12 protein-coding genes and 1 tRNA gene are annotated in these 13,157 nt (G+C 57.8%); 1 reads left to right on the forward strand and 12 read right to left on the reverse strand.

From position 1 onward, the window contains the following. From nusA to rlmE, 9 genes are all read right to left on the reverse strand, one after another. Positions 1-1,482: a transcription termination factor NusA gene (nusA, locus tag ACOCLD_RS17745; RefSeq protein ID WP_233686448.1), complete on the reverse strand. Its 1,482-nt coding sequence runs from the start codon at positions 1,480-1,482 to the stop codon at positions 1-3. Between the two features lie 67 nt (positions 1,483-1,549). Continuing rightward, a complete protein-coding gene (rimP, locus tag ACOCLD_RS17750; RefSeq protein WP_233686447.1) occupies positions 1,550-2,011 on the reverse strand; it encodes a ribosome maturation factor RimP in 462 nt (153 codons plus the stop codon). A gap of 301 nt (positions 2,012-2,312) precedes the next feature. Beyond that, positions 2,313-2,398: transfer RNA gene (locus tag ACOCLD_RS17755), tRNA-Leu, on the reverse strand. A 32-nt stretch (positions 2,399-2,430) separates the two neighbouring features. After that, on the reverse strand, positions 2,431-2,856 hold the full coding sequence (gene secG, locus ACOCLD_RS17760) for a preprotein translocase subunit SecG (RefSeq protein WP_422911838.1): 426 nt from the start codon (positions 2,854-2,856) through the stop codon (positions 2,431-2,433). Next, the gene (tpiA, locus tag ACOCLD_RS17765) at positions 2,819-3,574 is read right to left on the reverse strand and encodes a triose-phosphate isomerase (RefSeq protein ID WP_422910112.1); all 756 of its coding nucleotides are present in this window, start codon (positions 3,572-3,574) and stop codon (positions 2,819-2,821) included. The genes secG and tpiA overlap by 38 nt, the downstream gene beginning before the upstream one ends. A 65-nt stretch (positions 3,575-3,639) precedes the next feature. Beyond that, entirely contained in the window at positions 3,640-4,977 is a 1,338-nt protein-coding gene (glmM, locus tag ACOCLD_RS17770; RefSeq protein WP_422910113.1) for a phosphoglucosamine mutase, read from the reverse strand. Between the two features lie 18 nt (positions 4,978-4,995). Beyond that, positions 4,996-5,847 carry a dihydropteroate synthase gene (gene folP / locus ACOCLD_RS17775; RefSeq protein WP_422910114.1) on the reverse strand — a complete coding sequence of 284 codons (852 nt, stop codon included), beginning with the start codon at positions 5,845-5,847 and terminating at the stop codon, positions 4,996-4,998. Between the two features lie 8 nt (positions 5,848-5,855). Continuing rightward, positions 5,856-7,772, reverse strand: a complete 1,917-nt coding sequence (ftsH, locus tag ACOCLD_RS17780; protein WP_422910115.1) for an ATP-dependent zinc metalloprotease FtsH — start codon at positions 7,770-7,772, stop codon at positions 5,856-5,858. Between the two features lie 181 nt (positions 7,773-7,953). Next, positions 7,954-8,577 (reverse strand): 23S rRNA (uridine(2552)-2'-O)-methyltransferase RlmE, encoded by a 624-nt coding sequence (gene rlmE, locus ACOCLD_RS17785; protein WP_233686441.1) that lies wholly within the window; start codon positions 8,575-8,577, stop codon positions 7,954-7,956. 103 nt (positions 8,578-8,680) lie between these two features. Between rlmE and yhbY the strand changes: the two genes are divergently transcribed. Further along, entirely contained in the window at positions 8,681-8,992 is a 312-nt protein-coding gene (gene yhbY, locus ACOCLD_RS17790; RefSeq protein WP_108489543.1) for a ribosome assembly RNA-binding protein YhbY, read from the forward strand. A 47-nt stretch (positions 8,993-9,039) separates the two neighbouring features. On the opposite strand, the gene ACOCLD_RS17795 is transcribed toward yhbY, so the two are convergent. Genes ACOCLD_RS17795 through carB form a run of 3 tightly spaced genes read right to left on the reverse strand, consistent with a single transcriptional unit; the run spans position 9,040 to position 13,152 of the window. Beyond that, positions 9,040-9,486 (reverse strand): DUF4149 domain-containing protein, encoded by a 447-nt coding sequence (locus ACOCLD_RS17795; protein WP_422910116.1) that lies wholly within the window; start codon positions 9,484-9,486, stop codon positions 9,040-9,042. Continuing rightward, positions 9,458-9,934 carry a transcription elongation factor GreA gene (gene greA / locus ACOCLD_RS17800; RefSeq protein ID WP_108490542.1) on the reverse strand — a complete coding sequence of 159 codons (477 nt, stop codon included), beginning with the start codon at positions 9,932-9,934 and terminating at the stop codon, positions 9,458-9,460. The genes ACOCLD_RS17795 and greA overlap by 29 nt, the downstream gene beginning before the upstream one ends. After that, a complete protein-coding gene (carB, locus tag ACOCLD_RS17805; protein ID WP_422910117.1) occupies positions 9,931-13,152 on the reverse strand; it encodes a carbamoyl-phosphate synthase large subunit in 3,222 nt (1,073 codons plus the stop codon). Before carB ends, greA begins: the two co-directional genes overlap by 4 nt. Positions 13,153-13,157: the final 5 nt, after the last annotated feature.

Here is a 13,157-nt window from a genome sequence, read left to right on the forward strand (position 1 = left end):
TTACTCGAACCAATGGGCTCGGGCGGCCATGATCAACTTGCCGGCTCGCTCAGCGTCGATACCGTCGATGTCGAGCAGGTCATCAATCGACTGCTCGGCCAGGTCTTCGCGGTTAATAACGCCGCGCACTGCCAGTTCATGCGCAAGCGCCTTATCCATCCCCTCAAGCGAGAGCAAGTCTTCGGCTGGGTGGGCATCTGCCAGCTTTTCCTCGTTGGCAATGGCTTTGGTCAGCAGGCGATCTTTGGCGCGAGCGCGGAGCTCGTTGACGATATCCTCGTCGAAGCCATCGATGCTGAGCATCTCTTCCATCGGTACGTAGGCAATTTCTTCAAGGCTGGTGAAGCCCTCTTCGACCAACACCTGGGCCAGTTCTTCGTCGACTTCCAACTCGTCGATAAAGCGCTGCAGGATGTCGCCTGTTTCCGCCTGCTGTTTGGCCTGAATGTCCGCCTCGGTCATTACGTTGAGGGTCCAACCAGTCAGCTGACTGGCCAGGCGCACGTTCTGACCGCCGCGGCCAATGGCCTGAGCAAGGTTGTCTGCACCAACGGCGATATCCATAGCATGGGCATCTTCGTCGACAATGATGGCGGCCACTTCGGCCGGCGACATGGCGTTGATCACGAACTGCGCGGGGTTGTCGTCCCACAGCACGATATCGACACGCTCACCGGCCAACTCGCCGGATACCGCCTGCACGCGCGAACCACGCATGCCGATACAGGCACCTTGCGGATCGATACGTTTGTCCTTGGAGCGCACGGCCAGCTTGGCGCGCGAACCTGGGTCGCGGGATGCGCCCATGACTTCGATCAGTTCTTCAGCGATTTCCGGCACTTCGATGCGGAACAGCTCGATCAGCATTTCCGGCGCAGTGCGCGACAGAATCAGCTGCGGGCCACGGTTCTCGGTACGGATTTCCTTGAGCAGAGCGCGCAGACGCACGCCGACGCGGAAGGTTTCGCGGGAGATGATGTCTTCACGAGCCAGCATTGCTTCAGCATTGTTACCCAGGTCAACGATGACGCTGTCGCGGGTCACTTTCTTCACGGTGCCGGAGATGATTTCACCCAGACGCTCGCGATAGGCCTCGACCACCTGAGCACGCTCAGCTTCGCGAACCTTCTGCACAATCACTTGCTTGGCGGTTTGCGCAGCAATGCGGCCGAATTCGATGGATTCGATCTTCTCTTCCAGCACATCGCCGACTTTGGCGTTGGCTTCGACTGCACGCGGCATGTCTGTGGTGACCTGATGCGCAGGATCATCAAAGTCACTTTCTTCCACCACCGTCCAGCAGCGGAAAGTTTCGTAGCTTCCGTTGTGGCGGTTGATCACCACACGCAACTCGACTTCGTCCTCAAAACGCTTTTTGGTAGCAGTGGCCAAAGCCAGCTCCAGCGCTTCAAAAATTACGCCCGCCGGTACGCCCTTTTCGTTGGACACCGACTCAACAACCAGCAGTACTTCTTTGCTCATCGTACGCCTCGCCTTTCGCAATCCATTGGATCCGCGCTATCCGCGCCACTTGCGCGGGACCCGCGTCTCAATCAAATCTGGGGATAATATTGGCCTTGTCGATCATGTCGATCGGCAACAGAAACTCGTGGTCATCCACCTGCACCACCACGTCCTGCTCTTCCACACCGCGCAGAAGGCCCTGGAAGTTGCGTCGCCCTTCAAAAGGCGAACGCAGCTTGATCTTGACCTGCTCACCGACATGGCTGGCGAACTGTTCGAGGGTGAACAGTGGCCGATCCATACCTGGTGATGACACCTCAAGGGTGTACTCGGCGCTGATTGGGTCCTCGACATCGAGTACACCACTGATCTGTCGACTGACAATTTCACAGTCTTCGATCACCACGCCGTCAGGCTGCTTATCAATATAAATTCGCAGCAGAGAATGCCGCCCTTGTGACAGGAACTCGACACCCCAACATTGGTAGCCAAGGGCCTCGACTACCGGGGCCACCAAGGCCTGCAACTGTTCTAGCTTGCTCGACACCTGAACCCCTCGCGCATGCTGTAAAAATAAAAAATGGGCGAATCGCCCATCATCAAACCGCCCTCTAAAGGCCGGCAAAGCTGTCGCCCAGCTAGCAAAAAGCCCCTTAAAAGGGGCTCCTCTGCAACTCAATGCGGGGGCCGGTTTCACCCGACCAGCAACGGACTCATCATCCGAGGAGCGACCTTACTGCTCAATCCCACATCAAAGCTGGGGCCGGATTATACGACCGAACCCCAAGCAGGGTCAATCGACACTCCAGCAACAAAAAGGCCCGCTTCGAGCGGGCTTTTCTGAAAATTGGTACCGAGGAGGGGACTCGAACCCCTACAGCCTATGGCCACTACCACCTCAAGGTAGCGTGTCTACCAATTCCACCACCTCGGCAAAATCGTTTGTTGCGTAACGCGCTTTGCTACTTACTGCTGCTCAGGAGCCTGAGGTACGTCTGCCGCTTCATTAGCCGGCTTAGCTGCATCCAGAACAGGTACATCTTCAACAGCTGGCTTAGCCTCTTGTACTTCCAAGACCGCTGGATCAGGCAAACCAACCTGAGCCATACCATCAGCTTTGTCTTTAGCAAAGAACGCTAAGCCCAAGCTAGTCATGAAAAAAGCGGTGGCGAGTATAGCAGTAACTCGACTCAAAAAGGTAGAGGAACCTTGGCTTCCGAATACAGTTGCCGAAGCGCCCGAACCAAAAGACGCACCCGCGTCGGCGCCCTTGCCTTGCTGCAGCAAAACCAGCGCAACAACACCAATGGCACCCAGCAGATGAAGAACAACGATAACTGTTTCCAGCATTTTCTCAGCTTCCTGCGGCGCGACAAATCGCACCGAACTCATCCGCATTCAGAGAGGCTCCACCCACAAGCCCCCCATCGATATCCGGCATACCGAACAACTCGGCAGCACTGGCGGCCTTAACACTGCCACCATAAAGAATTCTTACTTTTCCAGCCAACACAGCATTTTTCGCCGCCAACTGCGCGCGAATCGCCGCATGAACTTCCTGAGCCTGCTCTGGCGACGCAGTCAATCCAGTGCCTATCGCCCAAACCGGCTCATAGGCAATGACCGCATCGGCAAATACATCAACACCCAGACTTTCAGTCACAGCAGCCAACTGCGCCGCAACCACATCAAGGGTTTGACCCGCCTCACGCTCAGCCAGGGTTTCCCCCACACAAAGCACAGGCATAAGCCCCGCAGATTGCGCCGCAGCAAACTTGCGCGTCACAACTTCATCACCCTCAGCCAGCAACGATCTGCGCTCAGAGTGACCAATCAACACCATCGAGCAACGCGCATCCACCAATTGGCTTGCTGCTACCTCACCCGTCAAAGCACCTTGGTGCGCTTCAGTCGCACAATCTTGCGCACCGACCGCAACAACTTTGCCCACCAGACCATCAACAACCTGGGCTATATGCAGGCAAGAGGGAAAAACCGCAACATCTACACCAGCAGGCAAAGCCTGCTGGTTGAGACCGTTGATCAGCTCTGCGACGCTGGCGCGGGTACCGTGCATTTTCCAGTTACCAGCAACCATTGGGCGACGCATGCTTTACCTCGTCGGTCAAAGAGGGCGCAGATGTTACCCAACAGCTTACCGACTGGCAAGCCGAATCAAGCACATACATCAGCAACAATTTTAGCTAATTCATCGGCATAGCCGCGAACCAGGCTTTCATCATCACCCTCAACCATGACACGCACCAAGGGCTCGGTACCTGATTTACGCAACAACACACGACCACGCCCCGCCATCTGCTCGGTCACCCGGGCACTGGCTTCCCGCACGACAGGATGTTCCAGCGGATCGACGCCCCCAGCAAAACGCACGTTCACCAGCACCTGCGGATACTTCTGCATACCCAGTCGAGCCTCACCTAGCGTCTGCCCACGACGCTTGAGCGCCATCAGCACCTGCAACGCAGCGATGATCGCATCACCCGTGGTGGTGTGTTGCAGACACAACAAATGCCCGGAGTTTTCGCCGCCCAATTGCCAATTACGCGCCAGCAACTCGGCGATCACATAACGATCACCGACCTTGGCCCGGGCAAAGGGAATACCCAGATCGGCCAGAGCCAGCTCGAGCCCCAGATTACTCATCAGCGTGCCGACCACACCGCCCTGCAGCTTGCCGCGCTCCAGCAGATCGCGAGCAATGATGAACAACAACTCATCGCCATCCACCAGCGCGCCAGAGTGATCGACCATCAACACGCGATCCGCATCGCCATCAAAGGCGATACCCAGATCCGCCTGCTGCGCCAGCACCTCAGCCTGCAGCGCTTCGATATGCGTCGAGCCACAGTTGTCATTGATATTCAGGCCGTTCGGCTGCGCCGACAGCACAGTGACATGCGCGCCCAGCTCGCGGAATACGCTTGGCGCCACCTTGTACGCGGCACCATGAGCGCAATCGATGACGATCTTCAGCCCGGCAAAGTCGGTGCTGCTTGGCACACTGCTCTTGCAGAATTCGATATAGCGCCCAGCAGCATCGTTGATTCGCGAGACCTTGCCCAACTGCTCGGACTCGACCACGGTCATCGGCTGATCCAGCAACTCTTCGATCATCAGCTCGATTTCATCCGGCAGCTTGGTGCCCTGCCCCGAGAAGAATTTGATGCCATTGTCATGGTGCGGGTTGTGCGAAGCACTGATCACGATACCGGCCTCGGCATGAAAAGTGCGAGTCAGGTAGGCAATGGCTGGCGTTGGCATCGGCCCCAGCAGCATCACATCGGCACCCGCCGCAGACAGACCTGCCTCAAGAGCCGACTCGAACATATAGCCGGAAATACGCGTGTCTTTACCGATCAGGATGCGGCACTTGCCTTGCTTGCGGAATGCCATGCCGGCCGCCCAGCCGAGCTTGAGCATAAAATCCGGCGTGATCGGGAAATCACCCACTCGCCCACGAACCCCGTCAGTACCAAAATATTTTCTAGCCATCCCGCCAATCCCTCTAACTTATTCTGCTGCTTCAACTTCGGCGATCATACGCACTACATCAACCGTTTCCGCCACATCATGCACGCGTAGGATGTGGGCTCCCTTACTGACAGCCAGAGCAGCCAGCGCCAGACTGCCATATAGGCGCTCACCAACCTCATGCCCCAATACCTTGCCAATCATGCTTTTACGCGAAGCCCCTACCAACAGAGGACGGCCCAGCGCATGCAAAGTCTTGAGATGCTTGAATAACGACAGGTTGTGCGCCAGGGTTTTCGCAAAGCCAAAACCTGGATCAAGAATAATCCGTTCAGCAACAATCCCCGCTGCAGCACAGGCAGCCATGCGTTCAAGCAGAAAATCACGAACCTCAGCCACCACATCAGCGTACTGTGGATCCTGCTGCATGGTGCCCGGCTCACAGCGCATGTGCATCAGGCACACCGGTAAACCCGTATCGGCCGCCGCATCCAGAGCGCCATCGCGCTGTAACGAACGCACATCATTAATAAGCCCCGCCCCCAGACGGGCTGTTTCCCGCATGACAGCTGGCGTCGAGGTATCCACCGAGATAATCACATCCAGTTCGGCAGCAATGGCCTCAACAATCGGCGCAACCCGCTCCAACTCCTCAACCGGAGAAACCGCACGCGCGCCCGGACGAGTCGACTCGCCACCGACATCGATCAGCGTCGCGCCAGCCCGCAGCATTGCCTCAGCATGGCGCAATGCTGCGTCGCGCTGACCGTAGCGCCCACCATCGGAGAAAGAGTCAGGGGTTACGTTGAGGATGCCCATCACTTGCGGACGGCTTAAATCAAGAAACCGGCTGCCACAGGGCAGCCGGTCAAAGGTAGGCACAACAGACATGAAGAACCTTAATGCTCAGCGGCAGGACCACCAATGGGCTTTTCCGCAGACTCGACGATCTCAATAGGCGCAGTCGGCGTGCCGTTATTGTCATCACCACCCTGCCAGCCTTTCGGCTCACGTGGCGCCAGACCATTCATGATGTCGTCGATCTGCTCAGCATCAATGGTCTCGTACTTCATCAACGCTTCAGCCATGGCATCAAGCTTGTCACGATTTTCCACCAGCAACTTCTTCGCAATGGCGTAGCACTCGTCAATGATGCGGCGAACCTCTTCATCGATCAGCTTGGCCGTCTCACCGGAAACGTTGCTGGCCTGGCTGCCCATGCTGCGACCGAGGAAAACTTCACCTTCTTCTTCGGCATACATCAGCGGCCCAAGTTTTTCCGACAAGCCCCACTTGGTGACCATGTTCTTGGCCAATTGGGTGGCGCGCATGATGTCATTGGACGCACCGGTGGTAACACCATCGAAACCCAAGGTCATCTCTTCGGCAATCCGCCCACCGAACAGCGAGCAGATCTGGCTGGTCAGTGCACGCTTGCTCAGGCTGTAACGGTCTTCTTCAGGCAGGAACATGGTCACGCCCAGGGCACGACCACGCGGAATGATTGATACCTTGTAAACCGGATCATGCTCGGGCACCAGACGACCAACGATAGCATGGCCAGCCTCATGGAATGCGGTATTGAGCTTCTCCTTGTCAGACATGACCATGGTTTTGCGCTCGGCACCCATCATGATCTTGTCTTTAGCCAGTTCGAACTCCTTCATCTCGACCAGACGCTTACCGGCACGTGCAGCGAACAGTGAGGCCTCGTTAACCAGGTTGGCCAGATCAGCACCGGAAAAGCCGGGAGTACCGCGCGCAATCACCGCCGGCGCAACGTCTTCGCCCATCGGCACTTTGCGCATGTGCACTTTCAGAATCTGCTCGCGACCACGGATATCTGGCAGACCGACCACGACCTGACGGTCAAAACGACCTGGGCGCAGCAAAGCAGGGTCAAGCACATCAGGACGGTTGGTGGCGGCAATCACAATGATGCCGTCATTCATTTCAAAGCCGTCCATCTCTACCAGCAACTGGTTGAGGGTCTGCTCGCGCTCATCGTGACCACCACCCATGCCGGCACCACGATGGCGACCAACGGCGTCAATCTCATCGATAAATATGATGCATGGCGCATGCTTCTTGGCCTGATCAAACATATCGCGGACGCGGCTGGCACCGACACCGACAAACATTTCAACGAAGTCGGAACCAGAGATGGTGAAGAACGGCACCTTGGCTTCGCCAGCAACCGCTTTGGCCAACAGTGTTTTACCGGTACCTGGCGAGCCCACCATCAGCACGCCACGGGGGATACGACCACCCAGGCGCTGAAACTTGCCCGGATCGCGGAGAAATTCAACCAGCTCGCTGACTTCTTCCTTGGCTTCGTCGCAACCGGCGACATCTGCGAAGGTGGTCTTGACCTGATCTTCGGACAGCAGGCGCGCCTTGGACTTACCGAAGCTCATCGGCCCACCCTTACCACCAGCGCCGCCCTGCATCTGGCGCATGAAGAACATAAACACGGCGATGATCACCAGAATCGGGAAGCTGGCCACCAGCAACTGAGTCCAGATGCTCTGCTGCTCAGGCTGCTTGCCGACGATCTCGACGTTATTGTCCATCAGGTCTTTGATCAGGCCATTGTCCTGAATCGCTGGACGCACGGTCTCGAACGACGAGCCATCGATACGCGTGCCGCTGATGGTGAAACCATCCACGGTCACGCGCTTGACGCTACCGCCTTGAACCTGCTGGATAAATTCCGAGTAGTTGAGTTTGTTCGACTCACTCGGGCTGGAAAAATTGTTCATCACCGTCACCAAGACGGCGGCGATGATCAGCCACAGGACCAGATTCTTTGCCATGTCGTTCAATTAACTACCCTCTGAAGCAGGCCCCGTGCCGAAGCGCACTTCGCATGACGACCAGTTATGTACCGATCTAACTTACTACACAACGCCCACCCCTGGCAGACGCCGTCTGTAACCCTTTATTTGTTCTAGGACCGCAAAGCCCCGGAACAATTCGCCGCCTTAGCAGCAGCCATCAGGCGCCGCGGAAACCACGCGCCAGCAGATACTGTTCACGCGAGCGATCACGCGAAGAGAGCGGCTTGCGCATCTGCACCTTGTCGAACATCTGACGCGTCTGCTTGTGGTACTGATCGAAGCCTTCGCCCTGGAAGATCTTGATCAGAAAATCACCACCCGGCCGCAAGACTCGCGCCGACAGATCCAGAGCCAGCTCACACAGGTACATGGCGCGCGGCTGATCTGCTTCCCTTACACCACTCATATTGGGGGCCATATCTGAAATCACAAGGTCTACCTGATTATCCCCGATGGCATCGAGAATCTGTGCGAACACCCCATCATCCGTAAAGTCGCCCTGAATGAAGGTGACATCCGGGATGCTGTCCATCTCCAGAATATCTGACGCGATCAGCCGCCCTTTGTCACCGATCACCCGACTGGTGACCTGCGACCAACCGCCAGGCGCTGCACCCAGATCGACTACAGTAATGCCAGGCCTGAGGATGCGGTCCTTTTCCTGGATTTCCAGCAGCTTGTAGCTGGCGCGCGAACGATAGCCGTCCTTCTGCGCCATTTTCACGTAGGGGTCGTTGAAATGCTCTTTCAGCCAACCTTGACTGGTCTTGGAACGGGCCACGCAATACCTCGAACTGTGCAACGCATGAATATCTGGGCGGCCCCGAAGGCGCTCGGGTAAACTAATCGCCGTTTTTTACCAGATTAAATGCAGGAATCAGATTATGCCGCTCACTCAAGAGCAGAAGAAACAATTCAAATCTATCGGCCACCACCTGAAGCCTGTATTGATCGTGGCGGACAATGGTTTGACCGAAGGTGTGCTGGCTGAACTGGAGCGCGCACTGAGCGATCATGAACTTATTAAAGTGCAATTACGCATCATCGAACGTGAAGATCGCCTGGCCGCTATCAGCGAGCTGTGCAAAGCCGGCAATGCCGAGACCGTGCAGGTAATCGGCAAGATGGCGCTGATCTACCGCAAGAACCCCAAGGTGAACAAGAACCTGTCCAACGTGCATCGCCACCAGGGCTGATACACCTGTATGGCAAGGCACGCAGCGTCTTGCCATACCTCTACCGGCTAGAGCTTGCGGCGCAAACGATCCGGCACCGGCTGCAGCACCAGCAGCAAACCGCAGAACGCCATCACCAGATAGCTGAACATCAACCACAGTTCAGCCTCTGGAAACAGTTGGCGCACCGCAAAATAACTACCTGCCATCGAGGCCACAACCAGCAGCAACTGCCCACGCATATCCCGCCACAGACTGCTTAACCGTTCAGCACGCAGCAAAACCAGCACCTGCACCGCCACGCAAATGGCACTCAAGCCCACCAGTAAAGGGCGCAGGGTATTACCGATTTCCTCGACCAGCAAAGACGCCAGGCCCATTTTGCTGATCGCGGGCAACAGCAAAAAGTGCAGCAACCACAGGCCACCGACCCAGAGCGTCTGGAGCAGCAGCCAGCTGATTGCGCCGGCATCGCGCGCACCGGGCTTAGAGATGGCGAACCTCGACAATCTCATACTCCAGCGCGCCACTCGGCGTCTGCACTACTACCACATCACCCTCATTCTTGCCGATCAGGGCGCGGGCGATGGGTGAACCGACAGAAATCTTGCGCTGTTTGATGTCCGCTTCGTCTTCACCGACGATCTGGTAAACCACGCTTTCATCGGTCTCGCAGTTGGCGATTTCTACGGTAGTGCCGAAAATCACCTTGCCGGTGTGCTCGATGGTGGTGACGTCGATGATCACCGCATTCTGCAGACGACCTTCGATGTCACGGATACGCGCCTCAACCATACCCTGCTGCTCGCGCGCGGCGTGATACTCGGCGTTTTCCTTGAGGTCACCCAGCTCGCGCGCGGTGCCGATGTCCTGACTGAGTTTGGGACGCACCACCTTGGTCAGGTGCGCCAACTCTTCTTCCAGGGCGCGCGCGCCCTGGACGGTCATGGGGTACTTGGTCATGCCTTGATTCCTGCATGCAGATCCTGCAGCCGGCGCACGGTCTTCTCGGGACCGAATTTCAGCGCCTCGCAGATCGCCTGTCCCGCCGCGATGGTGGTGGTGCAGTAGATCTTGTGCTGCAGAGCGTTACGACGGATGGAGTAGGAGTCAGCGATGGACTGACGACCTTCGGTGGTGTTGATGATCAGGGTGACTTCGTCATTCTTGATCATGTCGACCACGTGCGGACGGCCCTCGGTCACCTTGTTGACGCGACGCACCGGCAAGCCCGCTGCCTCGATCAGCTTGGCAGTACCGGCGGTGGCGACCACTTCGAAGCCCAGACCGATCAGGTCACGAGCCACGTCCGCCACCAGCGGCTTGTCGTCGTCACGCACACTGATAAAGGCTACACCGGCGTTCGGCAGAATCTCGCTAGCACCCAGCTGAGCCTTGGCGAAGGCTTCACCAAAGGTATCGCCAACGCCCATCACTTCACCGGTGGACTTCATCTCTGGGCCGAGGATCGGGTCGACGCCAGGGAACTTGGCGAACGGGAATACCGCTTCCTTGACGCTGAAGTACGGTGGAATAATTTCCTGGGTGTAGCCGGCATCGGCCAGCGACTTGCCAGCCATGACGCGGGCAGCCACCTTGGCCAGCGAGACGCCGACACACTTGGAGACGAATGGCACGGTACGCGAGGCGCGCGGGTTCACTTCGATGACGAAGATGTCCTCGCCTTGCACGGCCATCTGCACGTTCATCAGGCCGACCACACCGAGCTCCAGGGCCATTTTCTTGACCTGATCACGGATCTCGTCCTGGATATGCATCGGCAGTGAGTACGGCGGCAGCGAGCACGCCGAGTCACCGGAGTGCACACCGGCTTGTTCGATATGCTGCATGATCGCACCGATCACCACGGTTTCACCGTCGCACACCGCATCCACGTCCACTTCAATGGCGCAGTTGAGGAAGTGGTCGAGCAGCACCGGGCTGTCGTTGGACACTTTTACCGCTTCGCGCATGTAACGTTTGAGTTCGTCTTCCTGATAGACGATCTCCATGGCACGGCCGCCCAGCACATAGGACGGACGCACCACCAGCGGATAACCGATGGTTTTGGAATGCGCCAGGGCTTCGTCTTCACTGCGCGCGGTGGCGTTGGCCGGCTGACGCAGGCCGAGGCGCTGAACCATCTGCTGGAAGCGCTCACGGTCTTCGGCGCGGTCGATGGCGTCGGGCGAAGTACCGATGATTGGCACGCCGGCTTCTTCCAGGGCGCGGCAGATCTTCAACGGAGTCTGGCCGCCGTACTGCACGATTACGCCTTTCGGCTGCTCGACGCGGACGATTTCCAGCACGTCTTCCAGGGTCACTGGCTCGAAGTACAGACGATCAGAAGTGTCGTAGTCGGTGGAGACGGTTTCCGGGTTGCAGTTGACCATGATGGTCTCGTAGCCGTCTTCACGCATGGCCAGCGCGGCGTGTACGCAGCAGTAGTCGAACTCGATGCCTTGACCGATACGGTTCGGGCCACCGCCGAGGATCATGATCTTGTCGCGGGTCGACGGATTGGCCTCGCACTCTTCCTCGTAGGTCGAATACATATAGGCGGTGTCGGTAGCGAACTCGGCAGCGCAGGTGTCGACGCGCTTGTACACCGGCAGCACTTTCAGCTTGTGACGGTGGCTGCGCAGGTTCTTCTCGGTCACACCCAGCAGTTTGGCCAGACGGGCATCGGAGAAGCCTTTGCGCTTGAGCTTGTACATGGCATCGCGGTCGATGCTGGACAGGCCGAGGGTCTTGACCCGCTCCTCGTCCTTGATCAGGTCTTCAATCTGTACCAGGAACCATTCGTCGATATTGGTCAGTTGGAAGACTTCCTCGACGGTTTTACCGGCACGGAAGGCATCCGCCACATACCAGATGCGATCAGCACTAGGCACGGTCAGTTCGCGGCGCAGGGTGCTTTCCGCTTCCGGATCGTTCAGGTCGAGCTTCGGATCGAGACCGGACACACCGACTTCCAGACCACGCAGGGCTTTCTGCAGGGACTCTTGGAAGGTACGACCGATGGCCATGACTTCACCCACGGACTTCATCTGGGTGGTCAGGCGGGCGTCGGCCTTGGGGAATTTCTCGAAGGCGAAACGCGGGATCTTGGTGACGACGTAGTCGATGGCCGGCTCGAACGAAGCCGGGGTGCGTCCGCCGGTGATGTCGTTCTGCAGCTCGTCGAGGGTGTAACCCACGGCCAGCTTGGCGGCGATCTTGGCGATCGGGAAACCGGTGGCCTTGGAAGCCAGGGCCGAGGAACGCGACACGCGCGGATTCATCTCGATCACCACCATGCGTCCGGTATTCGGGCAGATACCGAACTGCACGTTGGAGCCGCCGGTTTCCACGCCGATCTCGCGCAGCACCGCAAGCGATGCGTTACGCAGGATCTGGTATTCCTTGTCGGTCAGAGTTTGCGCCGGGGCCACGGTGATCGAGTCACCGGTGTGCACACCCATCGGGTCGAAGTTTTCGATGGCGCAGACGATGATGCAGTTGTCCTTCTTGTCGCGGACCACCTCCATCTCGTATTCCTTCCAGCCGATCAGCGATTCGTCGATCAGCAGTTCGCTGGTCGGCGACAGATCCAGGCCGCGGGCGCAGATTTCTTCGAACTCTTCGCGGTTATAGGCGATACCGCCGCCGGTGCCACCCATGGTGAAGGACGGACGGATGATGCAGGGGAAGCCCACCTTCTCCAGTACGCCGTAGGCTTCTTCCATGTTGTGCGCGATGCCGGAAACCGGGCAGGCCAGGCCGATGTCTTTCATCGCTTTGTCGAAGCGTGAACGGTCTTCAGCCTTGTCGATAGTGTCGGCGTTGGCACCGATCATCTCGACGCCGAATTTCTCCAGGATGCCGTGCTTTTCCAGGTCCAGGGCGCAGTTCAGCGCGGTCTGGCCACCCATGGTTGGCAGCAGGGCGTCCGGACGCTCCTTCTCGATGATCTTGGCCACGGTGGCCCACTTGATCGGCTCGATGTAGGTGGCGTCGGCCATGGCCGGGTCGGTCATGATGGTGGCCGGGTTGGAGTTCACCAGAATGACGCGGTAGCCCTCTTCTTTCAGCGCTTTACACGCCTGAGCACCGGAATAGTCGAACTCGCAGGCCTGGCCGATAACGATCGGGCCAGCACCGAGGATCAGGATACTTTTAATGTCTGTACGCTTTGGCATGTTCT

The sequence above is a fragment of the Pseudomonas cimarronensis genome (assembly GCF_049331905.1).
GTDB lineage: Bacteria > Pseudomonadota > Gammaproteobacteria > Pseudomonadales > Pseudomonadaceae > Aquipseudomonas.